We start from the raw sequence: 25821 nt of genomic DNA, 5'->3' as shown, positions 1-25821 counted from the left end.
GTTCGCGTGAACGAGATCAGGGACGCCATCCTCGCCGACCAGCTGGATGCCGTTGCAGGACTGGCGGTGCCGGAGTCCTACCGCGCCGTCGTCGTCCGCAAGGACGAGCAGGACATGTTCCAGGGCATGGCCACCAAGGAGAAGGACCCGCGCAAGTCGCTGCACGTGCAGGAGGTGGCGACGCCGGAGCTCGGACCGGGTGAGGCGATCGTCGCCGTCATGGCGTCGTCGGTGAACTACAACACCGTCTGGACGTCGATCTTCGAGCCGGTCTCCACCTTCGGCTTCCTGGAGCGCTACGGCCGGGTGTCCGAGCTGACCAAGCGGCACGACCTGCCCTACCACGTCGTCGGCTCCGACTTGGCCGGCGTCGTCCTCAAGGTCGGGCCGGGCGTGAACAAGTGGAAGCCCGGCGACGAGGTCGTGGCCCACTGCCTGTCGGTCGAGCTCGAGGACCCGGCCGGCCACGACGACACGATGATGGACCCGCAGCAGCGGATCTGGGGCTTCGAGACCAACTTCGGCGGCCTGGCCGAGCTCGCCCTGGTGAAGAGCAACCAGCTCATGCCCAAGCCCGGCCACCTCTCGTGGGAGGAGGCCGCGGCACCCGGGCTGGTCAACTCGACCGCCTACCGCCAGCTGGTCAGCCGCAACGGCGCCAACATGAAGCAGGGCGACACGGTCCTCATCTGGGGCGCCTCCGGCGGCCTGGGCTCGTACGCCACCCAGATGGCGCTCAACGGCGGGGCCATCCCGGTCTGCGTCGTGAGCAGCCCGGAGAAGGCCGAGATCGTCCGGAAGATGGGCGCGGAGCTGATCATCGACAGGTCCGCGGAGCAGTACAAGTTCTGGAAGGACGAGGACACCCAGGACCCCAAGGAGTGGCAGCGCCTGGGGAAGAAGATCCGCGAGCTGACCGGCGGCGAGGACGTCGACATCGTCTTCGAGCACCCCGGCCGGGAGACCTTTGGCGCCAGCGTCTACGTGGCCAAGAAGGGCGGCACGGTGGTCACCTGCGCCTCGACCACCGGGTACATGCACCAGTACGACAACCGGTACCTGTGGATGAACCTGAAGAAGATCCTCAGCTCCCACTTCGCCAACTACAAGGAGGCGTGGGAGGCCAACCGGCTGATCGACAAGGGCCTCATCCACCCGACCCTGTCGAAGGTGTACCCGATGGAGGAGGTCGGCCAGGCAGCCCTCGACGTCCACCGCAACGCCCACCAGGGCAAGGTCGGCGTCCTCACCCTCGCCCCCGAGGAGGGGCTGGGCGTCAAGGACGCCGAGAAGCGCGCGAAGCACATCGACGCGATCAACCGCTTCCGCGGGGTGTGAAAAGGACCCCCTCGCCCCCCGGCACTCGCACGCTCGCGCCGGGGCCCTGCGAGGGGGCCGCTCCAGAACCGCACCAGGGGCCCGGTCGCAGGTTGCGGCCGGGCCCCGCGGCGTTGCACAGCCGTCCCACTGGCACCGAGATCCCGACGACACGCTGACGAGCCCCGCACCTTCTGCGAGGATGGAGACATGAGCGATCCCCGCCGCGACCTGCTGCCGATCCACGAGGCCCAGCACTCGTTCGACGTGGTCCTGCGGGGTTATGACCGCAACCAGGTGGCGGAGACGATCGAGCGGCTGGAGGCCGACTTCCGGATCGCCATCGCCGACCGCGACGCGGCCGTCAACCGCTCCGCCGACCTGGCCGGTCAGCTCTCCGCGCTGCACGGCGAGATCGAGTCGCTGCGCCGCAAGGCCGCCACCGCCTCGGCGCCGACCTTCGAGAACATCAGCGAGCGCATCCAGCACATGCTGCAGCTCGCCGAGGAGGAGGCCGGCGAGATCCGCCGCGCCGCCGAGCTCGACGCCCAGGCCGTCCGCGAGCAGACGGCGGCCGAGGAGCGGGCGCTGCTGGAGCGGCACGCCGCCGGTCAGGCGGAGGTCGAGCGGATGCTCGCCGAGGCCCGCCAGAACGCCGAGCAGATCATGCAGAAGGCCCAGCAGCGCGCCGACGAGCTCGTGGCCAAGGCCCAGGAGCGGGTCGCCCGCCTCGACGCCGAGTCGCAGGCGCGCCGGGCCAAGGTCGAGGAGGACTTCGAGATCGCGCAGCGTGCGCGACGCGCCGAGGCCGCCGCGCAGGAGGAGGAGCGCGAGCGCGTCTCCACCCAGGCCGCGCGCCAGCGCATCGCGACCGCGGAGCAGCACGCCGCCCAGCTCATCGCCGAGGCGGAGGCCAAGGCCGAGGCGATCCGCGACGTCCGGGACGAGCTCACCAGCCGCCTGCTGGCCGCCCGTCAGCTGCTCACCACGCTGCCGGACCTCTCCGACCGCCCCCAGCAGCCCGCCCCGCAGCAGTCGACGCCTCAGCAGCCGGCCTCCCAGCAGCCCGCGGCGCAGCAGCCGGCCACGTCGGCCCAGGGCTCGGGGACGACGTCGAGCGAGGCCGCCCCGAGCAGCGCACCGGCCGCCGGCAGCTCTCCCGCCGCCACCCCCGCGCGCGAGACCGAGCGACGTCCCTCGCCCACCCCGTCGACGACGACCGCGCCCACCACCGCTCCCCAGAGCACGACCGCCCGCGGTGAGGGCGAGGCCGCCGCGGCCCGTCAGCCCACGCGGACCGAGCCGGCGACGCGCCAGCTGCCGATGCCGCCGCGCCCCGGAACCGGCGCCACCCCGGTGCAGGGGCCGCCGACCCAGGCGATCGACCAGCCGGTGAGCCAGGGGCGTTCCTGAGCCCAGACGCACGACCGGCAGCCCGCCCGTCGCCGGACCGCACGGTCCGGTCGGCGCGCGGGCTGTTCGTCGTCGTGGTGGGCCTGCTGTGGTCGTCCCTCGGCATGCCCGTGGCGGGCGCGGAGGACGACGGGCAGCTGAGGTTCGCCCACCTCTCCCCCGACACCCCGGCCGTGGACGTCGCGATCGCTCCCCTGCCGCCGGACCGCACCGGGCCGCTGACCGACCCGGGTGAGGACGCCACGACCGGCCTGGGCTACGGCGCGGTCAGCGCTCCCGTCGACCTCCCCGCCGGCAGCTACGCGGTCAGCGTGCGCGCCGCGGGGACCGGTCGCACCGTGCCCCCTGCCCTGTCGGCGCGGGTCGACGTGCCGGCCGGCGGCGCCCGGACTGTGACCCTCACCGGCGCGTTCGCCGACCTCCGGGTCGCCGCCCTCGACGACGACCTGTCCGCTCCCCCGCCGGGCTCCGCACGGGTCCGCGTGCTCGCGGCGGCCGGCAGCGTCCCGTCGCTGGACGTCACGCTGAGCGGTGGACCGGCGCTCGCGTCCGCCCTGTCGTTCGGCGCCGCCGCCGAGCCGCGGACGGTGCCCGCCGGCCCGGCGACCCTGCTCGTGGGGGACGCGGAGCCGGTCCCGGTGTCCTTCGCGGCGGGGTCCGTCGTCACCGTCCTCGTCCTCGACCAGGAGGACGGAGGACTCGTCGTCCGCCCGGTCGTCGACGCCGCCGGACCGGCGGTCGTGCCCGCCGGTGCGGTCGAGGCGGGCACCGGCGACCTCCGTCGCGGCCCTGCACCGCTCGCCCTCGCCCTCGCCGCCACGGCCGGGCTGGCCGCCGCCGGCCGGCGGGGCAGGGTCCTGCTCGTCGCCACCGGGCTGGCCGCCGTCACGGGCGTGACCACGCCGGCCCTCGCCGTGGAGCCCGCCACCACGGCGCCGGCCCACCCGGCCGTGGCGGTGGCTCCGGTCGGCTTCCCCGCCGCCCCCGTCCACCTCAGCGTCCCCGACGCCGGTGTGGACGCCGCGCTCACGGCGGCGGGCCTCGATCCTGCCGGCGCGCTGGTGCCGCCCGCCGACGCGGCGGTGGCGGGCTGGTACACCGGCGGCCCGCTGCCCGGCCTCCCCGGTCCCGCGGTCATCGCCGGGCACGTCGACTGGGCGGGAGCCCCGGGGGTGTTCTCGCGGATCGGCGACCTGCGGCCCGGCGCCGAGATCGTCGTGGGCAGGGTGGACGGCGGCACCGCGCGCTTCGCGGTGACGCGGGTCGTCACCCGGCCGAAGACCGACTTCCCGGCCGACGAGGTGTACGCGCCGACCGCCGGCGCGGAGCTGCGGCTCATCACGTGCGGCGGCTCGTTCGACCGCGCAGCGGGCAGCTACGAGGACAACGTGGTGGTGTTCGCCGAGTCCGTGGGCTGACTCAGCGGCGGCGGTCGCGCGCCCGCCAGCAGGTGGTGTGCCAGTGCCGGCGCAGGTCGGCCGCCGACTCGGTGTCCCACGGGTCCAGGTCGGAGTCGCGGGCGTAGGCCGCCCACGTCACCACGTGCGGCGTCCCGGGGCGGATCTCCTGGTCGCAGCCCGGGCAGCGGTAGGTCTTCCCGGTCGCGGCCCCGGTGACGGCGCGGACCACCCAGTCGCCGCCCGCCGCCTGCTCGACCTGCTCGGTGCGGCGGACCGGCTCGCGACCCGACGGTCGGGAGCCGGTCCGGGGACGGCGACGGGGCACCCGGTCAGCGGCTGGCGTAGTCCCGGAACCCGCGGCCGGTCTTGCGGCCCAGGTAGCCGGCGGTCACCAGGTGCTCGAGCAGCGGAGCCGGCGCGAAGCCGGGCTCCCGGAACTCGATGTAGAGCTCGCGCTCGATGGCCAGCGACACGTCCAGGCCGACGACGTCGAGCAGCTCGAACGGCCCCATCGGGTACCCGCAGCCCACCTTCATGGCGGCGTCGATGTCGTCGGCCGTGGCGTAGTGCGCCTCGAGCATCTTCACCGCGTCGTTCAGGTACGGGAAGAGCAGGGCGTTGACGATGAAGCCGGCCCGGTCGGTGCAGGCGACGGCGTGCTTGCCCAGCTGCGCGCTGACCGCGTGCGCGGTGGCGGCGACGTCGGGGGCGGTCGAGATCGTGGAGACGATCTCGACCAGCTTCATCACCTGGGCCGGGTTGAAGAAGTGCATGCCGACGACGTCGGCCGGGCGGCCGCTGGCCTTGGCGCACTCGATGACCGGCAGGCTGGACGTCGTGGTCGCGAGGACCGCGCCCGGCTTGGCGATCTCGCCGAGGTTGGCGAACAGCGCCTCCTTGACCGGCAGCGACTCGACGACGGCCTCGATGATGAGGTCGCGGTCGGCCAGCTCGTCCAGCGACGTCGTCCCGCCGACCCGGGCCAGGATCTCGTCCTTGGCAGCCTCGTCCAGGCGGCCGCGCACGACCTGCTTGTCGAGGGACTTGGTGAGCGCCGTGGTGACGGCCTCGACCTTCTCCGGCGTGCGGGCCACGAACCGGACGTCGTAGCCGCCCTTGGCGACGACCTCGATGATGCCGGTGGCCATGGTGCCCGAGCCGATGACACCCACGGTCCGCACCTCGCGGGCCCCCTCGGCCGCACCGCCGACGGCCGGCGTCGCGGCGTCGTCGACGACCTCGGCGGAGCCTTCCTCGGCGTAGGTGTAGAAGCCGCGACCGGACTTCCGGCCCAGCAGCCCGGCGGTCATCATCTGCTTGATGATCGGGCTGGGCGCGTGCAGCCGGTTGCGCGACTGCTTGTACATCGTGTCGAGGATCTCGTAGGCGGTGTCGATGCCGATGAGGTCCATCAGCGCGAGCGGGCCCATCGGCAGGCCGCAGCCCAGCCGCATGGCCGCGTCGATGTCCTCGCGCGTCGCGTAGCGGTTCTCGTACATCGAGACCGCGTGGTTGAGGTAGCCGAACAGCAGCGCGTTGGCGATGAAGCCGGCGCGGTCGCCGATGGTGACGTCGACCTTGCCCAGCCGCTCGGCCAGCGCCTCGACGTCCTCGACGACCGAGGGCTCGGTGACGACGGTCTGCACGACCTCGACCAGCTTCATGACCGGCGCCGGGTTGAAGAAGTGCATCCCGATGACCTTGCTCGGGCGGCCGGTGACCACCGAGAGCTCGGTGACCGAGAGGCTCGAGGTGTTGGTGGCCAGGATCGTGTCCGGGGCGCAGATCTTGTCCAGCTGGGTGAAGACCTCGGCCTTGAGCTCCATGCGCTCCGGCACGGCCTCGATGACCAGCTCGGCGTCGGCCAGGTCCTCCAGCGAGGTGCTGAAGCGGATCCGCTCGAAGATGGCGTCCCGGTCGGCCGGGTCGAGCTTGCCGCGGGCGACGGCCCGGTCGGTGGACTGCTCGACGTGGCCGCGGCCGCGGGCCAGCGCCTCGTCGGTGACCTCCACGGCGGTGACCGACAGGCCCGCCCGCGCGAGCACCTCGGCGATGCCGGCACCCATGGTGCCCAGCCCCACGACGCCGACCTCGTTCAGTTCCCTGGCCACGTTGCCATCTCCTCCCACCGCCGGTGATCGCGGGCAGTCTCTCACCCCGCGCGCGGCGGCGCTCCGCGGGCCTACCGACCGGTAACTTCAGCCCCGGTCGAGCCGGCGCACCGCGTCGCCCACCGGGGTGCGCTCCGTGGCGCGCAGCAGCTCCAGGGCGGCGGGCATGGGGAACGGCGGTGCGAGCGCCACCCGGGCCAGGCCCGTGGCGTAGCGGTCGAGCAGGCGTTCCGTGGCTGCTGCCGCATCCGGGGGCTGCCGGGCCAGCAGCTCGGCGGCCTCCCACGCCTGGCTGCGCGCTCGCACGATGTCGAAGCCGATCACGGCCTCGTCCAGCCGGCCGAGGACGACGTCGAGGACGCCGAACATCGGCGACAGGTCGGCGACCGCCTCCTGCACGTCGGCCAGGGTGGCCACGAGGATGTCGTTCACCCGGTGGAAGTCGCCTTCGAGCTCCACGATGCCCGCGCCCGGGCAGGTGCGTGCGGCCGCCACCGCGAGATCCAGGTTGATGTGCGCGTTGACGCCCAGGACCAGGTGCTGGACGAGGACGGGGCCGGGTTCGTCCGCCGCACGGAACGCCGCCCGCCAGCTGCGGCTGATCTCCGCGCCGGCCCGCCAGCCGCGCAGGGCGTCCAGGTAGCGCCCGGCGAACGTGGCGTCGAGCCGGTCCATCCGCTCACCGTCGTCGAAGTCGCCGCGTTCGATCCCGCGGGCGACGGCCAGCGTGACCTGCCGGTAGAGGGCCGCGAAGTACCCGACGCGGTCACCGGTCCGCGCCGCGTCGTCCACCACCTCCCGGAAGGCGGCGAGGACGTCCTCGACGGAACGGAGGTGCGGCGTCGCGGTGGTCACGGCAGAAGCGTGGCCACCGCGCGTCCCGCGGACCAGGGGTCCGCGCGTGCGCTCAGAAGAGGCGCTGCGACGGGTCGTCGGTGCCCTTGAGGACGGCGTAGTCGACGGTCACGCAGTCGATGCCGCGGTCCTGGGCGAGCACCCGCGCCTGCGGCTTGATCTCCTGCGCGGCGAACACGCCCTTGACCGGCGCGAGCAGCGGGTCGCGGTTGAGCAGCTCGAGGTAGCGGGTCAGCTGCTCGACGCCGTCGATCTCGCCGCGGCGCTTGATCTCCACGGCGACCACCGCGCCCGACGCGTCCCGGCAGAGCAGGTCGACCGGTCCGATGGCCGTCGGGTACTCGCGCCGGACGAGCGACCAGCCCTGGCCGAAGGTCTCCACGTGCAGGGCGAGCAGGCGCTGCAGCTCGGCCTCGACGCCGTCCTTCTGCAGGCCCGGGTCGACGCCGAGGTCGTGGGAGTGCTCGTGCTCGACGGCCTCGATGGTGATGATCAGCTGCTCACCGGCCTTGTTGGTGACCGTCCACGTGCCGGCCCCGTCGCTGACGTCCTCCTTGAGCGTGCACGGCGGGGTCATCCAGTTCAGCGGCTTGTAGGCCCGGTCGTCGGCGTGGATGGACACCGAGCCGTCGGCCTTGACCAGCAGCAGGCGGGTCGCCATCGGCAGGTGGGCGGTGAGCCGCCCGATGTAATCGACGGAGCAGCGGGCGATGACCAGGCGCACGGGGCCCGACGCTACCGCGCGCGGGAACCTCGCCCGCGGCCCCGTCGTCGGAGGGGCATGACGATCACGCGGCTCGCCGGACCGGGCGTCGCGGCTCTCCTGGTGCTCGGCCTCACCGGGTGCGCCGAGCGCGGCGCTGCGGGCAGCCCGGCCCCCTCGTCGGCGCCTCCAGCGGTCCCGGCCGACGACGGCCTGGTGCTGCGGGTGGAGCACACCGGGGGCTTCGTCACACCGTCGACGACGCTCGGCCGGCTGCCGCTGGTGAGCGTGTACGCCGACGGACGCGTCGTCACCGAGGGGCCGGTGCCGGCCATCTACCCCGGCCCCGCCCTGCCGAACGTGCAGGTCGCCGAGCTCGATGCCGCGGGGGTCCAGGGTCTCGTGGAACAGGCCGTGGCCGCCGGCGTCACCGACGACGCCGACCTCGGCACGCCCCCGGTAGCCGACGCGCCCTCCACCCGCTTCACGCTGGTGACGAGCGAGGGCGTGCACGAGCGCGAGGTGTACGCGCTCTGGGAGACGCCACCCGAGGGCAGCGGCCTGACGCCCGAGCAGGAGGATGCGCGCGGCCGGCTGAGCGACCTCCTGTCGTCGCTCACCGACGCCGGCGGCGCGGACACCTCCTCCTACCTGCCGGAGTCGGTCGCCGCCGTCGTCACCCCGTGGGTCGACCCCGGTGACGGGCTCGTGCAGCCGGAGCTCCCCTGGGCCGGTCCGGCACTGCCCGGGGAGCCGACGAGCGGTCCGCCCGACGTCAGCTGCGTGACGGCGACGGGCGCGGATGCGCAGCGCCTGCTCGAGGCGGCCCAGGGAGCGAACGCCGCCACCCCGTGGACCACCGGCGACGGGCTGCGCTGGTCGGTCACCTTCCGCCCGCTGTTGCCCGACGAGACCGGCTGCGCCGACCTCGGGTCCTGAGACGACGACCGGCCCGGCCCTCCGAGGAGGACCGGGCCGGCCGGGTGCGGGTGCGTGCTTACGCGGTGACGGGCTCGGGCCGGCGTAGGTCGGCGTCGACGCCCTCGCGCTCCTCCACCCGGGCGAGCGGGTCGATCGTGGAGGTCGACCGGTAGCGCTCGACGTCGAGGATGCCCTCGCGCTTGGCCACGATGGTCGGCACGAGCGCCTGGCCCGCGACGTTCACCGCGGTGCGGCCCATGTCGAGGATCGGGTCGATCGCCAGGAGCAGACCCACGCCGGCCAGCGGCAGGCCGAGCGTCGACAGCGTGAGGGTCAGCATGACCACCGCGCCGGTGACGCCGGCGGTCGCCGCCGAGCCGATGACCGAGACGAGCGCGATCAGCAGGTAGTCGGTGATCGACAGGTCCACGCCGAAGAACTGGGCCACGAAGATCGCCGCCAGCGCCGGGTAGATCGCGGCGCAGCCGTCCATCTTCGTCGTCGCGCCCAGCGGCACGGCGAAGGACGCGTAGGACCGCGGGACGCCGAGGTTCTGCTCGGTCACGCGCTCGGTCACCGGCAGGGTGCCGACGGACGAGCGGGACACGAACGCCAGCTGGATGGCCGGCCAGGCGCCCGCGAAGTACCGCAGCGGCGAGAGGCCGTGCAGGCGCAGCAGCACCGGGTAGACGACGAACAGCACCAGCGCGAGGCCGATGTAGACGGCGCCCGCGAAGACGCCCAGCGAACCGAGGGAGTCCCAGCCGTAGCTGGCCACGGCGTTGCCGATCAGGCCGACGGTGCCCAGCGGCGCGAGCAGGATGACCCACCACAGCACCTTCTGGACGATGGCCAGGGCGGAGCGCACGAAGCCGAGGAACGGCTCGGCCGCCTCGCCGACCTTGAGCGCCGCGATGCCGATGGCGACCGCGATGACGATCAGCTGCAGCACGTTGAACGACAGACCGACCGAGCCGTCGTCGCCGGCCGACGCCTGCAGGCCGAGGATGTTGCCGGGCACGAGGCCGTTGAGGAAGTCCCACCAGCCGCCGGTGGTCCCGACGTCCTGGGCGCTCGCGGCGTCGACGGAGCTGTTGCGGCCGGGCTCGGTGAGCAGCCCCAGGCCGATGCCGATGCCGACGGCGATCAGCGCGGTGATGGCGAACCAGAGCAGCGTCTGACCGGCCAGGCGGGCGGCGTTGGAGACCTGCTTGAGGTTGGCGATGCTGACGATCACCGCGGTGACGATGAGCGCGGGGACCAGCGTCTTCAGCAGCGTCACGAAGGTGCTGCCGATGGTCTGCAGGGTGCTGGTCAGCCAGTTGGGCGAGCCGTCGGAGACGGGGCCCATCTCACGGGCGACGAAGCCGAGGGCGACGCCCACGACGAGGGCGAGGAGTACCTGCGCCGCGAAGGGCACGCGGCGGAGTCGAGCGAGCACGACGAAGAGGGCCTTTCGAGGGTTCGGGAGAGGAGGAGACGAGCGGCGGCCGGCGTCAACAGCCGGCGGTCGTCATCCGTCCGAAGTCGAGGGCCCGCCGACGCGTGAGGCCCCACAGGTTCTGCACAGGTAGGGCAATGCGCGCACGCCCGACCGTCATCCCGCTGTGTCGGGACTCACGGGTTCAGTCGGTCCAGACGGGCGGGCGCTTCTCCAGGAAGGCGGCCATGCCCTCCCGGGCGCCGTCGAGCTGGCTCGCGGCGGCCATGACCTCGACGGCGGTCGCGTAGGCGTCCCGCTCGGGACGGTCCAGCTGCGCGTACATCGTCTGCTTGCCCCACGCCTTGCTCGCCCGCGAACCCCGCGTGGCGCGCGCCAGCAGCTCGTCCACCGCCGCGTCCAGCTCCGCGTCGGGCACCACTCGGTTGACCAGGCCCCAGTCCAGCGCCGTCCGGGCGTCGATGACGTCGCCGGTGAGCGCGAGCTCCATGGCGCGCTTGCGTCCGACGTTGCGGGCGATCGCGACCATCGGCGTGTGGCAGAACCAGCCGCCCTTGCCGCCGGGGGCGGCGAACCCGGCCGACTCGGCCGCGACGGCCAGGTCGCACGAGGCGACGAGCTGGCAGCCGGCCGCGGTGGCCAGCGCGTGCACGCGGGCCACCACCACCTGCGGCACCTGCTGGATGGTCCCCATCAGGTCGGTGCACAGCTGCAGCAGGCTCCGCACCTCGGCGACCGGCTTGCCCGCGACGTCGGCGAAGTCGTGCCCGGCGCTGAAGACCGGGCCCTCGCCGCCCAGCACGATGCCGGTGGCGTCGCTCTCGCCGGCCTCCGTCACCGCCGCGAGCAGCTGGGTCAGGTGCTCCCGGGAGAGCGCGTTGCGGCGCGCCGCCCGCACCATCGTGATGCGGACGACGTCGCCGTCGCGCTCGACCCGGGGGGCGCCGTCAGCCATGGCCCGACGCTAGCCGGATCAGGCCGGGGCGGGCACCTTCTCCTCGTCCGGGTGGGCGGGGAGGTCATGGGCCTCGCGGATCACGTCCACGACCTGGCCCATGATGTCGGTGAGGCCGAAGTCCTTGGGCGTGAAGACGCGGGCCACCCCGAGCTCGCGCAGCCTGCGGGCGTCGCTGTCGGGGATGATCCCGCCGACGACCACCGGGACGTCGTCCAGCCCGGCGTCGGCCAGGCCCTTCAGCACGGCCGGGACCACCTGCAGGTGCGAGCCGGACAGCACCGACAGGCCGACGACGTGCACGTCCTCCTCGACCGCGGCCGAGACGATCTGCGAGGGCGTCAGGCGGATTCCCTGGTAGATGACCTCGAAGCCGGCGTCGCGGGCCCGGACGGCGATCTGCTCGGCGCCGTTCGAGTGCCCGTCGAGGCCGGGCTTGCCGACCAGGAAGCGCAGCCGGCCGCCGAGCTCCTCGCCGGTTGCCCGGACCCGCTCGCGGACGTCGGTCAGCGTCTCGTCGGCCTCACCGCCACCGGTCGCAGCGGCGACCCCCGTGGGCGCGCGGTACTCGCCGAACACCTCGCGGAGCACCCCCGCCCACTCCCCCGTGGTCACGCCCGCGCGGGCGCACTCCAGGGTGGCCGGCATCAGGTTGACGTCGGACGACGCGGCCTCGCGCAGCGCCTCCAGCGCCGCGTCGGCGGCCTGCTGGTCACGCTCGGCCCGCCACTTCTGCACCGCCTCCTGGGCGGCGTTCTCGACCGCCGGGTCGACGACCATGATCGCGGTGTCGAGGTCGGCGGTGAGCGGGTTGGGCTCGGTGCTGTCGAACCTGTTGACGCCGACGACGACGTCCTCGCCGCTCTCCATCTTGCGGCGTCGCTCGGCCAGCGAGGCGACCAGCTGCCCCTTCATGTAGCCGGACTCGACGGCGGCGACCGCCCCGCCCAGCTCCTCGACCCGCGCCATCTCCGCGCGGGCGCCCTCGACGATCTCGGCGACCTTCTTCTCGACCACGACGGAACCGGTGAACAGGTCCTCGTACTCGAGCAGGTCGGTCTCGTAGGCCAGCACCTGCTGCAGGCGCAGCGACCACTGCTGGTCCCACGGCCGGGGCAGCCCGAGCGCCTCGTTCCAGGCGGGCAGCTGCACGGCGCGGGCGCGGGCGTCGCGGGACAGGGTGACCGCGAGCATCTCCAGCACGATGCGCTGAACGTTGTTCTCCGGCTGCGCCTCCGTGAGGCCCAGGGAGTTCACCTGCACGCCGTAGCGGAACCGGCGGTGCTTGGGGTCCTCGACGCCGTAGCGCTCCTTCGTCAGCTCGTCCCAGAGCTGCGTGAAGGCGCGCATCTTGCACATCTCCTCGACGAAGCGGACGCCCGCGTTGACGAAGAAGGAGATGCGCGCGACGACCTCGCCGAACTTCTCCTGCGGCACCTGCCCGGAGTCGCGGACCGAGTCGAGGACGGCGATCGCCGTCGACAGGGCGTAGGCGATCTCCTGCTCCGGCGTCGCCCCGGCCTCCTGCAGGTGGTAGCTGCAGATGTTGGTGGGGTTCCACTTCGGCATGGTCGTGACCGTGTAGGCGACCATGTCGGTGATCAGCCGCATCGACGGAGCCGGCGGGAAGACGTAGGTCCCCCGCGACAGGTACTCCTTGATGATGTCGTTCTGCGTCGTGCCGGCCAGCTTGCTGACGTCGTGCCCGTGCTCCTCGGCCACCGCCTGGTAGAGCGCGAGCAGCCACATCGCGGTGGCGTTGATCGTCATCGACGTGTTCATCTCGTCGAGCGGGATGCCGTCGAAGAGCGCCCGCATGTCACCGATGTGCGTGACGGGGACGCCGACCTTGCCGACCTCGCCGACGGCGAGCTCGTCGTCGGGGTCGTAGCCGGTCTGGGTGGGCAGGTCGAAGGCGACCGAGAGGCCGGTCTGGCCCTTGGCGAGGTTGCGCCGGTACAGGGCGTTGGACTCGGCCGGCGAGGAGTGGCCGGCATAGGTGCGCATGACCCAGGGGCGGTCGCGCTCCTTCGGCGTTGAAGGGAACGGCATACCGGCGGAGTCTAGGGCGGTTACCCGCGAGTAGCAGCCCCGGCCGGGGAGCGTGAGCGGTGGCACACTCGAACGAGCGGAGGGGAGATCGACCATGTCGATGGCGCTGGCCGGCAGCCTGCAGCCCCTGGTGGGGCCGGCGGTCGCGTTCGCCGTCCTCGGCCTGCTCGCGCTGTTCATGCGCTGGGCGTTCGGCACCGGCTACGGCCGCGACCGACGGCGGCAGCCGACGACTCCCGGCGCGGACGACGGGCTGCTGACGCCGGTCGCCACGCTCACCCGCCGGGAGTCGGCACTGGCCCTGCGCGCGGTGCTCTCCGACGCCGGCATCCGGTCGACGGTGCGCTACCCGGCGCCGCACCGCGCCGACGTCCTGGTCTTCCCGGAGGACGCCGCCCGCGCGCGGTCCCTCGCCGCGACGTTTCCCGGTTAGCCGGGCCGCTCGGTCCGCTCGATCGTGGCGCCGAGCCCGCGCAGCTGCTCCACGAAGTCCGGGTAGCCCCGGTCGACGTGGTGCACCTCCTGCACCTCGGTGACGCCGTCGGACACCAGACCGGCCAGCACCAGGCCGGCACCGGCGCGGATGTCCGTCGCGACGACCGGGGCGCTGGACAGCTTCTCCCGCCCGCGCACGACGGCGTGGTGGCCGTCGATGCGCACGTCGGCACCGAGCCGGACGAGCTCGTTGACGAACATGAACCGGCCCTCGAACACGTTCTCGGTGACCAGCGCGGTCCCCGTGGAGACCGCCGCGAGGGCGACGGCCATGGGCTGGAGGTCGGTCGGGAACCCGGGGAAGGGCAGCGTGACGATGTCGACGCAGCGCGGGCGCTCGGTCATGGCGACGCGGACGCCCCCCGGCTGCGCCTCGACGGTGGCCCCGGCGTCGGTCAGCTTGTCGAGGGCGACGGTCAGGTGCTCGGCGACGGCGCGCTCGATCAGCACGTCGCCGCGGGTCATCACGGCACCGATCGCCCACGTGCCGGCGACGATCCGGTCCGGGACGGTCGTGTAGGTGACCGGCGCGAGCGACTCGACGCCCTCGACGGTGATCGTCGAGGTGCCCGCGCCGTCGATGCGGGCGCCCATCGCCCGCAGCATCGAGCACAGGTCGACGATCTCCGGTTCGCGTGCGGCGTTGTCGATGACCGTGGTGCCGCTGGCCAGGACGGCCGCCATGACCAGGTTCTCCGTGGCACCCACCGACGGGAAGTCCAGCCAGATGGACGTGCCGGCCAGCCGGGGGGCGGTGGCGACGAGGAAGCCGTGCTCGCTCACGATGGTGGCGCCCAGCCGCTCGAGGCCGGAGATGTGCATGTCCAGCCCGCGCGAGCCGATGGCGTCGCCGCCCGGCAGGGCGACCTTGGCGCTGCCGCAGCGGGCCACGAGCGGTCCGAGCACGCTGATCGAGGCGCGCATCTTGCGGACCAGGTCGTAGTCGGTCTCGGTCGACGGCTTGTCCGGGACGTCGATCGTCACCCGTCCGCCGCCACCGCCGTTCCCGGTGCGCTCGTAGTCCACGTCGCAGCCCAGCCGCCGGAGCACCTCGCTCATGATCGAGACGTCGAGGATGTCCGGGACCTCGTCGATGGTGGTGCGGCCGGGCGCCAGCAGGGCGGCTGCCATGAGCTTGAGCGCGCTGTTCTTCGCACCCGTGACCCGCACCCGGCCGGTCAGGCCCGTACCACCGGTCACCTCGAAGCACTCCACGTGACCACCCTACGGCGGCTGCTCTTACGCTCTCCGGCATGACCGTCCGGCTGACCCGCATCTACACGAAGACCGGCGACGCCGGCCAGACGCACCTCGGCGACATGAGCCGGGTCGCCAAGACCGATCCCCGGCTGGTGGCCTACGCCGACGTGGACGAGGCCAACAGCGTGATCGGCACCGCGCTCGCGCTCGGTGCGCCGGAACCGGCCGTCGCCGACCTGCTGCGCAGCATCCAGAACGACCTGTTCGACGTCGGCGCCGACCTCTGCACGCCGATCGTGCCGGACCCGAAGTACCCGCCGCTGCGGGTGACACCCGCCTACACCGAGCGGCTGGAGGCGGCGTGCGACGAGTACAACGAGACGCTGCCCAAGCTCGACAGCTTCATCCTCCCCGGCGGCACCCCCGCGGCGGCCCTGCTCCACCAGGCCCGGGTGGTGGCCCGCCGCGCCGAGCGCAGCGTGTGGGCCCTGCTCCAGGCCGACGGCGAGCGCACCAACCCGGAGACGGCACGCTACCTCAACCGGCTGTCGGACCTGCTGTTCATCCTGGCGCGGGTGGCCAACCCGGACGGCGACATCCTGTGGGAGCCCGGCGCGCACAGCGGCGCCCACGCCCAGCGTCAGGCGGCACGGTCGGAGTAGCCACTAGCTCCCCGGGGGTGCCGACTCGATCCAGGACAGGAAGCCGGTCACCGTCGAGGAGTCCATGGCGAGCTCGCGCGGCCCCTCCGGGGTCGTGATCGCCAGGACGACGACGTCGGAGGGCAGAGCGAGGTCGTCCCGGCCGGCGCTGCGCCGGGCCTCGACGCCCAGCTCGGCGCGGGAGAACCGCTCGTGGGGGCGCACCGCGAGGGACAGCCCCCGGTACCACAGGAGGACGTCGCCGCCGTACCAGGCCACGCCCACCGACCACCGCGGCGACCGGACGGGGCGCAGCCACATGGTGACCGCCCCGAGCCCGGACAGCAGGAAGCGGCGGCGGAGCAGGAAGGCGACCGCCAGCACCACGACCAGGACGCCGAGCAGGACCAGCAGGACCGTGGTCACGGCGCGGCGTGGGCGGGCAGGGACTCGGCGGGGGTGGTCCGGTGGCTCAGGCGCTCTCGCCGGCCGCCCGGAGCCGCGACTGGGCGCGACGGGCGGCCTCGAGCGCCTCCGGGTCGTCCGAGTCCTCCGCGCGGCGCAGCGCCTCACGGGCACGCTCGACGTCGATCTCGGTCGAGATCTCGGCGGTCTCCGCCAGGATCGAGACCCCGCGCTCGGTCACCGACAGGAACCCGCCGTGGGCGGCGACGACGACGTCCTCACCGGACTCCGTGCGGATGGTGACCACTCCGCCGCCGGCCAGCTCGCCGAGCAACGGTGCGTGACCGGGCAGGACGCCCAGCTCCCCCTCGGTCGTGCGGGCGATGACCATCGTCGCCTCGCCGGACCAGATCTTCCGCTCGACGGCCACCAACTCGACCTGCAGGGTCGCCACGACTCTCCTCGGGATCCACCGCCCAGCCGGTCGGCGGGACGGTGCGGTACGGGGGTCGCCGGTCCGGGGACACGGCGTCGGTCCCCCTCACCCTACCGGCGTGTCGGGAGCGCGCCCGCGGGAGGTCCGGGCCGGCTAGGAGGCGCGGCGGTAGAGGAGCGTCCAGCGCCCCAGACGGACCCAGGGACGCCGCACCGTCGAGGCGGGTGCCCACTCCTCGACGCCGAACGGCTCGCCGTCGACGGGCTCCCACGGCGCGTACGGGGGCCAGGTCCAGCCGGGATCGGCGGAACCGGGTTCCACGTTCGTGCGCATGGCGTCGTTCAGGTCCACGTCGTCCTCGTCACGGTGCCCGTGGCTCGGGCTCATCGGTCGAATGGTCGGCACCCGGGGCGCTGACCAGGAGAGACCCTAGTCCCGTTCCACCCACACGGGTGACGCCAGGTTCCCCCGATCGTGAGCACCGGGCCCCCGACGACGGACGGCCGGACCCCCTGGAGGGGTCCGGCCGTCTGCCAGGCGTCGGAGCTGGGCTCAGCCCTTCTTCAGCTTGTCGGCGTTGCGCTCGAGGTCCTCGAGGCCACCGCACATGAAGAAGGCCTGCTCGGGCACGTTGTCGTAGTTGCCCTCGGTGATCGCCTTGAAGGCCTCGAGGGTCTCCGACCGCGGCACGAACGAACCCGGCTGACCGGTGAACGCCTCGGCGACGAACATGTTCTGCGAGAGGAAGCGCTCGATGCGCCGGGCCCGGTTGACCGTGACCTTGTCCTCCTCGGAGAGCTCGTCGATGCCGAGGATGGCGATGATGTCCTGGAGCTCCTGGTAGCGCTGCAGGATCTGCTTGACGGTCTGGGCGATCGCGTAGTGCTCCTGCCCGACGTACTGCGGGTCGAGGATCCGGCTGGTGGAGTCCAGCGGGTCGACGGCCGGGTAGATGCCCTTCTCCGAGATCGGCCGCGAGAGCACGGTCGTCGCGTCGAGGTGGGCGAACGTGGTGTGCGGCGCCGGGTCGGTGATGTCGTCGGCGGGCACGTAGATCGCCTGCATCGAGGTGATCGACCGGCCACGGGTCGAGGTGATCCGCTCCTGCAGCTCACCCATCTCGTCGGCCAGCGTGGGCTGGTAACCCACGGCCGAGGGCATGCGGCCCAGCAGGGTCGACACCTCGGACCCGGCCTGGGTGAACCGGAAGATGTTGTCGATGAAGAGCAGCACGTCCTGGTTCTGCTCGTCGCGGAAGTACTCGGCCATCGTCAGCGCCGAGAGGGCGACGCGTAGGCGGGTGCCCGGCGGCTCGTCCATCTGGCCGAAGACCAGGGCGGTCGAGTTGATGACGCCGGACTCGGTCATCTCCGTGATGAGGTCGTTGCCCTCGCGGGTGCGCTCGCCGACACCGGCGAACACCGACACACCACCGAACTCCTGGGCGACCCGTCGGATCATCTCCTGGATGAGGACGGTCTTGCCCACGCCGGCCCCGCCGAACAGGCCGATCTTCCCGCCGGCCACGTAGGGCGTCAGCAGGTCGATGACCTTGATGCCGGTCTCCAGCATCTCGGTGCGGCCCTCGAGCTGGTCGAAGCGCGGGGCGTGCCGGTGGATGGACCAGTGCGGCGCGTCGACGCCGTAGCCGGGCTCGTCCAGGCAGTCGCCGAGGGCGTTGAACACGTGGCCCTTGGTCACGTCGCCGACGGGCACGGTGATCGACTCACCCGTGTCGGTGACCTCGGCGCCGCGGACGAGGCCGTCGGTCGGCGCCATGGAGATGGTGCGGACGACGTTCTCGCCCAGGTGCTGGGCGACCTCGAGGGTCAGGGTCTTGCTGAGGTCGGCCAGCGTGACATCGACCTTCAGGGCGTTGAACAGGTCGGGCATCGCGTCGCGGGGGAACTCGACGTCGACGACCGGCCCGGTGACCCGCACGACCCGGCCGGTGCCGGTGGTCTGCGAGGTGGTCGGACGGTCCTCGGTGACGGTCATCTGTACTGCTCTCCTGCCCTCGGGCTTCGGTGGTGTCTCGAAAAGGTCAGTCGTCGGCACCCGCGGAGACCAGAGCGTCGGCGCCGCCGACGATCTCGCTGATCTCCTGGGTGATCTCGGCCTGGCGGGCCTGGTTCGCCTGGCGCGACAGGTTCTTCGCCAGCTCCTCGGCGTTGTCGGAGGCCGACTTCATCGCGCGGCGCCGCGACGCGGACTCCGAGGCGGCCGCCTCGAGCATCGCCGCGTAGATCCGCGTGGTGATGTACTTCGGCAGCAGCGCGTCGAGCAGGCCCTCGGCGGAGGGCTCGAACTCGTACGAGGTCGGGACGCCGCTGTCGCCGGTGCGTCCGGCTTCGCGGTCCTCCCGCTCGTAGTCGAACTCCTCGACCTCCTCCACCTCCAGCGGGGCCATCCGCTTGGCGACCGGGACCTGCGCGAGCAGCGAGCGGAACTCGGTGTAGACGATGTGCAGCTCGTCCACGCCGAGGATGCCGTCGGCACCAGCTCCGCCGTCCTCGTCGTCCTCACCGGCGGTGAAGGCGGCGATGAGCTCCTGCCCGACCCGCTGGGCGTCCTCGTAGTTCGGCTGCTCCGAGAACCCGGTGAAGGTGTCGGCCATATCGCGGTTGCGGAAGGAGTAGTACGTCTCCCCCTTCCGGCCGACCACGTACAGGACCGGCTCCTTGCCCTCCTGCCGGAGCAGGGAGAGCAGTTCCTCGGTGCGCCGCAGCACGTTGACGTTGTACGAGCCGGCGAAGCCTCGGTCGGAGGTGATGACCAGGACGGCGGCCCGCTGCGGGTTCTGCCGCTCGGTCAGCAGCGGGTGGTCGAGGCTGGCCGAGGAGGCCAGCGCCGACAGCACCCGGGTGATCTCCCGGGCGTACGGCTTGGACGCCTCCACCCGGGCCTGGGCGCGCACGATGCGGGCACCGGCGATCAGCTCCTGCGCCGAGAAGATCTTCTTCGTCGACTGCGTGGAGCGGATGCGGCGCCGCAGCGCGCGGAGGGACGCGGCCATCGGTCAGCCGGCCCGCTTGACCTGGACGCGCTCCTGACCCCGCTCCGAGGCGTCCATGGCCTCGGCCTCGGGCTCGTTGCCCGCCAGGTTCTCGCCCTCGGACGTCGTGAACTGGCCGTAGAAGGCCTCGACGGTCCGCTCGAGGGTCTGCACCGAGTCGTCGCCCAGCGCCTTGCTCTGCCGGATCTCGTCGAACACACCGGGCTCGTTGCGCGAGAGGTGGTCGAGGAACTCGGCCTCGAAGCGGCGCACGTCGCCGACCGGCACGCGGTCGAGCTTGCCGGTGGTGCCGAGCCAGAGGGAGACGACCTCGCGCTCGACCGGGTACGGCTGGTACTGGCCCTGCTTGAGCAGCTCCACCAGGCGCTGGCCGCGGTCGAGGGTCGCGCGGCTGGAGGCGTCCAGGTCCGACGAGAACGAGGCGAAGGCCTCGAGCTCGCGGTACTGGGCCAGGTCCAGCCGGAGGCGGCCGGCCACCGACTTCATGGCCTTGATCTGGGCGGAACCACCCACGCGGGACACCGAGATGCCCACGTTGATGGCCGGGCGGACACCGGAGTTGAAGAGGCCGGTCTCGAGGAAGATCTGCCCGTCGGTGATCGAGATGACGTTGGTCGGGATGTAGGCCGACACGTCGTTGCCCTTGGTCTCGATGAGCGGGAGACCGGTCATCGAGCCCGCGCCGAGGTCGTCGGAGAGCTTGGCGCAGCGCTCCAGCAGGCGGGAGTGCAAGTAGAAGACGTCGCCCGGGTAGGCCTCGCGGCCCGGCGGGCGGCGCAGCAGCAGCGAGACCGCGCGGTAGGCCTCGGCCTGCTTCGACAGGTCGTCGAACACGATCAGGACGTGCTTGCCCTCGTACATCCAGTGCTGGCCGATGGCCGAGCCGGTGTAGGGGGCGATGTACTTGAAGCCGGCCGCCTCGGACGCCGGCGCCGCGACGATGGTCGTGTACTCCATCGCACCCGCCTCCTCGAGGGAGGAACGGATCGCCGCGATCGTGGAGCCCTTCTGGCCGACCGCGACGTAGATGCAGCGGACCTGCTGCTTCGGGTCGCCGGTCGCCCAGGCTTCCTTCTGGTTGATGATCGTGTCGAGCGCGATCGCCGTCTTGCCGGTCTGGCGGTCGCCGATGATCAGCTGGCGCTGGCCACGGCCGATCGGCGTCATGGCGTCGATGGCCTTGATGCCGGTCTGCATCGGCTCGTGCACCGACTGCCGCTGGACCACGGTGGGGGCCTGCAGCTCGAGGGCGCGGCGACCGGTGGTCTCGATGGCGCCGCCGCCGTCGATCGGGTTGCCGAGCGGGTCGACGACGCGGCCGAGGTAGCCGTCGCCGACGGGTACGGAGAGCACCTCGCCGGTCCGGCGGACCTGCTGGCCCTCCTCGATGCCGGAGAAGTCACCCAGGACCACGACGCCGACCTCGCGGACGTCGAGGTTGAGGGCCAGGCCGCGGACACCGCTCTCGAACTCGAGCAGCTCGTTGGTCATGACCGAGGGCAGGCCCTCGACACGGGCGATGCCGTCGCCGGCCTCGGTGACCGTGCCGACCTCCTCGCGGGAGATGTCGGGGCTGTACTCGGTGACGTAGCTCTGGATGGCACTGCGGATCTCGTCTGCGGAGATCGTCAGCTCGGCCATGGTCTGAGTCCTCTTCCCTGCGGGGTCGTGTCTGGGGTGGGTCGGTGGGGCGGTCAGCCGGCCAGTCGCCGTTCGGCGACTTCCAGGCGGTGGGCGATGCTGCCGTCGATGACCTCGTCGCCGACCTGGACGATCAGGCCGCCGAGGACACCCGGGTCCACCGTGACCTGCAGTCCGATGGTGCGCCCGTACAGCCGGCCGAGGACCTCGGTCAGCCGCTGCTCCTGGGTGGCGGTGAGCGCCACCGCGGTGGTCACGCGGGCGATCGACTGGCCGCGGCGCCGGCTGGCGACGTCGGAGAGCCGCTCGATGGCGACCTCCGGGTTGCCCGCGGGCGGGCCGGTCAGCACGTTGCGCAGCAGCTGCTCGGTGACCGGGCTGACCCGGCCGGAGAGCAGCCGGTCCAGCAGTGCCGCCTTGCCCTCGGCAGGGGCCTTCCGGTCGCCGAGGATGCGGGCCAGCTCGCGATCGGCACCGACGATGCGGCCGAACCGGAACAGCTCGTCCTCGACGCCGTCGAGCTCGCCCCGGACGTCGGCGGCGTCCAGGGACGCCTCGGTGGCCAGGGTGGTGAACGCGTCGACGAGGTCGATCGGGCGCGACCAGCGCTGGCGTGCGACGGTCTCGACGAGCTCCAGGGCGGTGCTCGAGAGCTTCCCGGAGAACAGCCGTCGGGCGAGGCCCGCGCGGTCGTCCGGCCGGCCGGCCGGGTCCGAGAGCGCCCGGCGCAGCGAGAGCTGACCGTCGAGCAGGCGCCCGACGGCGAAGAGCTCGTCCGCGAGGGTGAGCAGCTCCGGACCGGTGGCGGCCCGCGCGGGCTGCCGGGTGAGCCGGTCCTTCGCCCGCTCCAGGACGCCGGAGGCAGGACGGGTCAGCTCGGCGAGGCGCTCGCGCGCCTCCACGAGCGCCGCCCGGCTGGAGGCCTCCATCAGCGGGAGCCCTCCCGTGCGCCGACGGCGCCGTCACCGGCGGCCGCCATGCCGTCGAGCTCGGCGAGGAAGCGGTCGACCGTGCCGCTGCGCCGGGCGTCGTCGGCGAGCGACTCGCCCACGACCTGGCCGGCCAGCTGGACGGCGAGCGTGCCGATCTGGCCGCGCAGCTCGTTGACGACCTGCTGCCGCGCCGTGGCCAGCTGCTCCTCGCCGCGGGCGACGATCCGCGCCGACTCCTCCTGCGCCTGGGCCCGCAGCTCCTCGAGGATCTGCTGACCCTCGGCCCGGGCCTGGTCGCGGATCTGGGCGGCCTCGTTGCGTGCGTCGGCCAGCTGCGCCCGGTACTGCTCCAGCGCCGCCTTCGCCTCGGCCTGCATGGCCTCGGCGCGCTCGATGCCGCCCTCGATCGCCTCGCGACGGGCCTGGAAGACCTGCTCGAAGCGCGGCACGACGACCTTGAACATCACGAACGCGAGGATGGCGAACGTGATGGTGCCGACGATGATCTCGCCCACGGGCGGGATCAGCGGATTGTGCGACTCCGCGGCCAGGATGTTCATGCGCTGCACTCCCTGAGTCAGCTGGACCGGACCGGCTGGCTCAGCCGTAGATGAAGGGCGCGACCAGACCGATGAGCGCGAGCGCCTCGGAGAGGGCGGCACCGAGGAAGGCGTAGGTCCGGGTCAGGCCGGCGGACTCGGGCTGACGGGCGGTCGCCTGGATGTAGGCGGCCCACACGATGCCCACACCGATGCCGGGGCCGATGGCGGCGAGGCCGTAGCCGACCGCACCGATGTTGCCCTCGAGCTCTGCGAGTACCTCGATCATTGGGGGGTCTTCCTCCTGTGTCGGTCGCCCGGGGTCGTCCCGGGCGGCTGGCGGGGTGGAGCGGTCAGTGGGCGGGTTCGACGGCGCCGTTGAGGTAGGTGGCCGTCAGGACGGTGAAGACGTAGGCCTGCAGCACGATCACCAGCAGCTCGAAGAACGTCATGGCCAGCGCCATGAGGAACGAGAAGGGCGCGAAGATCACCGAGAAGTTGCCGACGGTGAGCAGGTAGACCGTGCCGAGCGAGAAGACCGCCAGCAGCATGTGGCCGGCGAACATGTTGGCGAAGAGCCGGACCGCGAGGGTGAACGGCCGGATGATGAAGACCTGGAGCAGCTCGATCGGCGTCACCAGGATCAGCGCGCCGATGGGCACGCCCGGGGGCACCGCGGCGTCCTTGAAGTAGCGCCCGGCGCCCTGCTCGCGGATGCCGACCCAGTTGTAGACGATCCACACGATGACGGCGAGGACCAGCGGGAACGCGAACTTCGACATCGGGGAGATCTGCGCGAACGGGATGATCGACATCGCGTTGTTCGCGAGGATGAAGAAGAAGAGCGAGGCCAGGAACGGGGCGAACGGGAGGCCCTTGGGGCCGATGACGTCGCGCGCCATGCCGTCGCGGACGAGGGAGTAGCCGCTCTCGCCGAGGAACTGCAGCTTGCCCGGCACGATCGAGGCCTTGCGGACCGCCGCGACCATCAGCCAGATCATCAGCGCCGTGGCGACCCACATGATCAGCGTGATGCGGGTGATCTCGAACGCGATGCCGAAGAGGTCGAACGACGCGATCGGCTCCGGGTAGAACTCCTCGACCGTCGGAGCCTCGAAGCCCTCCCCGTTGGCTGCGAGCACGCTGCCGAGCGCAGTGTCGAGCGCGATGGCGCTGGAGGTCACCGTTGTCCCTTCTGCGTCGGGCCTTGCGTCCGTGGCCGGCTCCGCTGCCCACCCGGGTTCGTGCGCGTGGGCCGGCGACCTGCCGGAGGCTGGTCGATGGCCCCGTACTTGACGACCACCAGGTAGATGGCCGTTCCGAGACCGAGGATCACGCCGACCAAGGCGAGGAAGCGTGTCTCCCACCACCGGTCGAGCAGCAGCCCGACCCCGCCCCACACGATGATCCCCGAGAGCATCGTCCCGGTGATCCCCCAGCCGATGTCCGCCCCGCTGGGCTGACGGTCGGTCGGTTCGGTGGATCGAGGTCGAGAGTCCCCGCGAGCAGGGCTGTCCTCGGCCATCGCTCCGGACACTATCTCAGCCGCGTGACGCGGGCTTTTCCGGGTCCGTCCGGGGGTGCTCGGGGGCTCGCGAGGGGGGCGCGGGCGGGGGGACGTAGTACAGCTGACGGGTCCACACCCACCGGACCTGGACGGCGCTCCAGAGCAGCGCCGCGGCGATGACGGTCCACGCCAGGGTCAGCCGGTCCAGCCAGCCGTCCTCGGGCAGCGAACCCAGCACGGCGAACAGCACCAGTGCCTTGACCAGGAAGGTTCCCAGGGCGGCGGGCAGCGCGAACGCGTCGTCGATCCGGCCCGCCCACGCGATCACCACGGCGGAGACGCAGAAGAAGGCAGCCACGACCGCCGCGCCGGCCAGCACCGCCACGGCGCTCCCCCAGCCGCCGACGACGCCCGCCACCGGAGCGGCGACGGCGGCCGCGGCCGCGGTGACGAGCAGGCCCGGCCGCAGGAAGGAGATGTCCCACGGGGCGTCGCTGCGCGGCGGCCGCGCGGCGGGGGCGCTCACCGGAGCACCTGCCCGGCGCCGGCGGCACGCTGCTCCGGCCCGGTGCGGGGGCGCTGCGCGGCCGCCTGGCCCCGCGTCGCACGCGCGGTCGGGTGCTCGGCCCGGCTGCGCTCGCGCTGGGCGGCGAGCTCCGCGGCCCGCGCCTCACGGGCCGCCCGCCGGGCCCGGGGGCTGAGGACGACGACCACGCCCACGACGAGCAGGACGGCGATGGCGACGAGGAGCTCGGCCTGGCCGCCGGTGATGGACAGGCCCACCGCGCCGAAGGAGAGCAGCGCGGCCCAGAAGTACATGACCAGCACCGCGCGGCGGTGCGAGTGGCCGATCGAGAGCAGCCGGTGGTGCAGGTGCATCTTGTCCGGCGAGAACGGCGACTGACCCTTGCGCGTGCGTCGCACGACCGCCATCAGCAGGTCGACGAAGGGGATGAACAGGATCGCGATCGGCACGAGCAGCGGCAGCGCCAGCGGGAGCAGGCTGGCGGCGGAGTCGAACGACTGCGGGTCCACTCCCCCGGTCGCCGTCACCGCCGCTGCGGACAGCATCAGGCCGACCAGCATCGAGCCGGAGTCGCCCATGAAGATCCGGGCCGGGCTGAAGTTGTGCGGCAGGAAGCCGATGCACGCGCCGGCCAGCACCGCCGTGATCAGGGCGGGGGCGCTCGCGACGTCGTCGTAGCCGACCATCCCGAGGTGGTAGCTGTAGGCGAAGAAGGCCAGCGCCGCGATGCCGGACACCCCGGCGGCGAGGCCGTCGAGGCCGTCGATGAAGTTCAGCGCGTTCACCGTGGCGACGGTGAGCAGGATCGTGAGCGGCACCCCGATGTCGGGGCCGAGCGAGATGGTGCCGATGTCGGCGACCGGCAGGAACAGGAAGGCGAGCTGGACGCCGAGCAGGACGAGGACGCCGGCCGCGGCGATCTGACCGGTCAGCTTCGTCAGGGCGTCGAGCCCCCAGCGGTCGTCGAGGACGCCGAGCAGGCAGATCAGCCCGCCCGCGACGAGCACGGCGAACGTCTGGGAGTCATCGAACGTCCGCTGCAGCGCCGGCAGCCGGGTGGCGACGAGGATCGCCGCGGCGACCCCGAGGTACATCGCGACGCCGCCACCGCGGGGGGTCGGGATGACGTGGACGTCGCGCTCGCGGGGAGCCGCCATCATCCGCGCGCGGATGGCGAGCATCCGCACCACCGGGGTGGTCAGGAAGGTGACCAGCGCGGCGGTGAGGAGCACGACGGCGTACTCGCGCACGGGTCGGACCCCCACTCGATCGGATCGATGCGGCTGCCCGCGACGCCGTGCGGGCGCGCGGCGGT

The 25821-nt window shown here is 72.7% G+C and carries 27 protein-coding genes; 6 read left to right on the top strand and 21 right to left on the bottom strand.

Annotated features, from left to right (window positions below; translation table 11 throughout):
• Positions 1–6 precede the first annotated feature (6 nt).
• From ccrA to ACI78T_RS09360, 3 genes are all read left to right on the top strand, one after another.
• Positions 7–1338 (top strand): crotonyl-CoA carboxylase/reductase, encoded by a 1332-nt coding sequence (ccrA, locus tag ACI78T_RS09370; protein WP_456557823.1) that lies wholly within the window; start codon positions 7–9, stop codon positions 1336–1338.
• Between the two features lie 189 nt (positions 1339–1527).
• Positions 1528–2730: a hypothetical protein gene (locus ACI78T_RS09365; RefSeq protein WP_456557822.1), complete on the top strand. Its 1203-nt coding sequence runs from the start codon at positions 1528–1530 to the stop codon at positions 2728–2730.
• Between the two features lie 74 nt (positions 2731–2804).
• Positions 2805–4148 carry a class F sortase gene (locus tag ACI78T_RS09360; protein ID WP_456557821.1) on the top strand — a complete coding sequence of 448 codons (1344 nt, stop codon included), beginning with the start codon at positions 2805–2807 and terminating at the stop codon, positions 4146–4148.
• Between the two features lies 1 nt (position 4149).
• On the opposite strand, the gene ACI78T_RS09355 is transcribed toward ACI78T_RS09360, so the two are convergent.
• The 4 genes from ACI78T_RS09355 to nucS form a co-directional block, all read right to left on the bottom strand.
• Entirely contained in the window at positions 4150–4455 is a 306-nt protein-coding gene (locus tag ACI78T_RS09355; RefSeq protein ID WP_456557820.1) for a hypothetical protein, read from the bottom strand.
• Positions 4456–4459: 4 nt separating this feature from the next.
• Positions 4460–6241, bottom strand: coding sequence for a 3-hydroxyacyl-CoA dehydrogenase family protein (locus ACI78T_RS09350; protein WP_456557819.1), 1782 nt, complete (start codon positions 6239–6241; stop codon positions 4460–4462).
• Positions 6242–6328: 87 nt separating this feature from the next.
• Positions 6329–7096, bottom strand: coding sequence for a DUF5995 family protein (locus ACI78T_RS09345; protein ID WP_456557818.1), 768 nt, complete (start codon positions 7094–7096; stop codon positions 6329–6331).
• Positions 7097–7148: 52 nt separating this feature from the next.
• Entirely contained in the window at positions 7149–7820 is a 672-nt protein-coding gene (gene nucS, locus ACI78T_RS09340; protein ID WP_456557817.1) for an endonuclease NucS, read from the bottom strand.
• Positions 7821–7877: 57 nt separating this feature from the next.
• On the opposite strand from nucS, the gene ACI78T_RS09335 reads away from it, so the two are divergent.
• A complete protein-coding gene (locus ACI78T_RS09335; RefSeq protein WP_456557816.1) occupies positions 7878–8738 on the top strand; it encodes a hypothetical protein in 861 nt (286 codons plus the stop codon).
• 58 nt (positions 8739–8796) lie between these two features.
• Here the strand turns inward: ACI78T_RS09335 and ACI78T_RS09330 are convergent, their stop codons facing one another.
• The 3 genes from ACI78T_RS09330 to ACI78T_RS09320 form a co-directional block, all read right to left on the bottom strand.
• Positions 8797–10140, bottom strand: a complete 1344-nt coding sequence (locus ACI78T_RS09330) for a dicarboxylate/amino acid:cation symporter (RefSeq protein ID WP_456557815.1) — start codon at positions 10138–10140, stop codon at positions 8797–8799.
• A 205-nt stretch (positions 10141–10345) separates the two neighbouring features.
• Positions 10346–11116 (bottom strand): enoyl-CoA hydratase-related protein, encoded by a 771-nt coding sequence (locus ACI78T_RS09325; protein WP_456557814.1) that lies wholly within the window; start codon positions 11114–11116, stop codon positions 10346–10348.
• 18 nt (positions 11117–11134) lie between these two features.
• Complete coding sequence (locus tag ACI78T_RS09320) at positions 11135–13168, bottom strand: protein meaA (protein WP_456557813.1); 2034 nt, start codon at positions 13166–13168, stop codon at positions 11135–11137.
• 94 nt (positions 13169–13262) lie between these two features.
• Between ACI78T_RS09320 and ACI78T_RS09315 the strand changes: the two genes are divergently transcribed.
• Positions 13263–13601, top strand: coding sequence for a hypothetical protein (locus ACI78T_RS09315; RefSeq protein WP_456557812.1), 339 nt, complete (start codon positions 13263–13265; stop codon positions 13599–13601).
• Here ACI78T_RS09315 and murA read toward each other — a convergent pair.
• Positions 13598–14878, bottom strand: coding sequence for a UDP-N-acetylglucosamine 1-carboxyvinyltransferase (murA, locus tag ACI78T_RS09310; RefSeq protein WP_456557811.1), 1281 nt, complete (start codon positions 14876–14878; stop codon positions 13598–13600). The genes ACI78T_RS09315 and murA overlap by 4 nt on opposite strands.
• Before the next feature lie 38 nt (positions 14879–14916).
• Between murA and ACI78T_RS09305 the strand changes: the two genes are divergently transcribed.
• Positions 14917–15525, top strand: coding sequence for a cob(I)yrinic acid a,c-diamide adenosyltransferase (locus ACI78T_RS09305; protein ID WP_456557810.1), 609 nt, complete (start codon positions 14917–14919; stop codon positions 15523–15525).
• Positions 15526–15528: 3 nt separating this feature from the next.
• On the opposite strand, the gene ACI78T_RS09300 is transcribed toward ACI78T_RS09305, so the two are convergent.
• The 13 genes from ACI78T_RS09300 to ACI78T_RS09240 all read right to left on the bottom strand — a co-directional run bounded on the left by ACI78T_RS09300 (position 15529) and on the right by ACI78T_RS09240 (position 25756).
• Positions 15529–15930, bottom strand: a complete 402-nt coding sequence (locus ACI78T_RS09300) for a DUF2550 domain-containing protein (protein WP_456557809.1) — start codon at positions 15928–15930, stop codon at positions 15529–15531.
• Between the two features lie 46 nt (positions 15931–15976).
• Positions 15977–16363 (bottom strand): F0F1 ATP synthase subunit epsilon, encoded by a 387-nt coding sequence (locus ACI78T_RS09295; RefSeq protein WP_456557808.1) that lies wholly within the window; start codon positions 16361–16363, stop codon positions 15977–15979.
• A 135-nt stretch (positions 16364–16498) separates the two neighbouring features.
• Positions 16499–16732, bottom strand: coding sequence for a hypothetical protein (locus tag ACI78T_RS09290; protein WP_456557807.1), 234 nt, complete (start codon positions 16730–16732; stop codon positions 16499–16501).
• 165 nt (positions 16733–16897) lie between these two features.
• The gene (atpD, locus tag ACI78T_RS09285; RefSeq protein WP_456557806.1) at positions 16898–18343 is read right to left on the bottom strand and encodes a F0F1 ATP synthase subunit beta; all 1446 of its coding nucleotides are present in this window, start codon (positions 18341–18343) and stop codon (positions 16898–16900) included.
• 46 nt (positions 18344–18389) lie between these two features.
• The gene (locus ACI78T_RS09280) at positions 18390–19361 is read right to left on the bottom strand and encodes a F0F1 ATP synthase subunit gamma (RefSeq protein WP_456557805.1); all 972 of its coding nucleotides are present in this window, start codon (positions 19359–19361) and stop codon (positions 18390–18392) included.
• A 3-nt stretch (positions 19362–19364) separates the two neighbouring features.
• Complete coding sequence (atpA, locus tag ACI78T_RS09275; RefSeq protein ID WP_456557804.1) at positions 19365–21002, bottom strand: F0F1 ATP synthase subunit alpha; 1638 nt, start codon at positions 21000–21002, stop codon at positions 19365–19367.
• 53 nt (positions 21003–21055) lie between these two features.
• Positions 21056–21931 (bottom strand): F0F1 ATP synthase subunit delta, encoded by an 876-nt coding sequence (locus ACI78T_RS09270; RefSeq protein ID WP_456557803.1) that lies wholly within the window; start codon positions 21929–21931, stop codon positions 21056–21058.
• On the bottom strand, positions 21931–22494 hold the full coding sequence (locus tag ACI78T_RS09265; RefSeq protein ID WP_456557802.1) for a F0F1 ATP synthase subunit B: 564 nt from the start codon (positions 22492–22494) through the stop codon (positions 21931–21933). Before ACI78T_RS09265 ends, ACI78T_RS09270 begins: the two co-directional genes overlap by 1 nt.
• 40 nt (positions 22495–22534) lie before the next feature.
• Complete coding sequence (atpE, locus tag ACI78T_RS09260) at positions 22535–22762, bottom strand: ATP synthase F0 subunit C (RefSeq protein WP_164704633.1); 228 nt, start codon at positions 22760–22762, stop codon at positions 22535–22537.
• 64 nt (positions 22763–22826) lie between these two features.
• Complete coding sequence (gene atpB, locus ACI78T_RS09255; RefSeq protein ID WP_456557801.1) at positions 22827–23657, bottom strand: F0F1 ATP synthase subunit A; 831 nt, start codon at positions 23655–23657, stop codon at positions 22827–22829.
• The gene (locus tag ACI78T_RS09250; protein WP_456557800.1) at positions 23654–23998 is read right to left on the bottom strand and encodes an AtpZ/AtpI family protein; all 345 of its coding nucleotides are present in this window, start codon (positions 23996–23998) and stop codon (positions 23654–23656) included. Before ACI78T_RS09250 ends, atpB begins: the two co-directional genes overlap by 4 nt.
• A 16-nt stretch (positions 23999–24014) precedes the next feature.
• Positions 24015–24506, bottom strand: coding sequence for a hypothetical protein (locus ACI78T_RS09245; protein WP_456557799.1), 492 nt, complete (start codon positions 24504–24506; stop codon positions 24015–24017).
• Positions 24503–25756 carry a glycosyltransferase family 4 protein gene (locus ACI78T_RS09240; RefSeq protein ID WP_456557798.1) on the bottom strand — a complete coding sequence of 418 codons (1254 nt, stop codon included), beginning with the start codon at positions 25754–25756 and terminating at the stop codon, positions 24503–24505. Before ACI78T_RS09240 ends, ACI78T_RS09245 begins: the two co-directional genes overlap by 4 nt.
• Between the last annotated feature and the right edge of the window lie 65 nt (positions 25757–25821).

Source organism: Blastococcus sp. SYSU D00922 (assembly GCF_054050495.1).
Note: the sequence above shows the minus strand (reverse complement) of the source record. Positions and strands in the feature narration are given on the sequence as shown.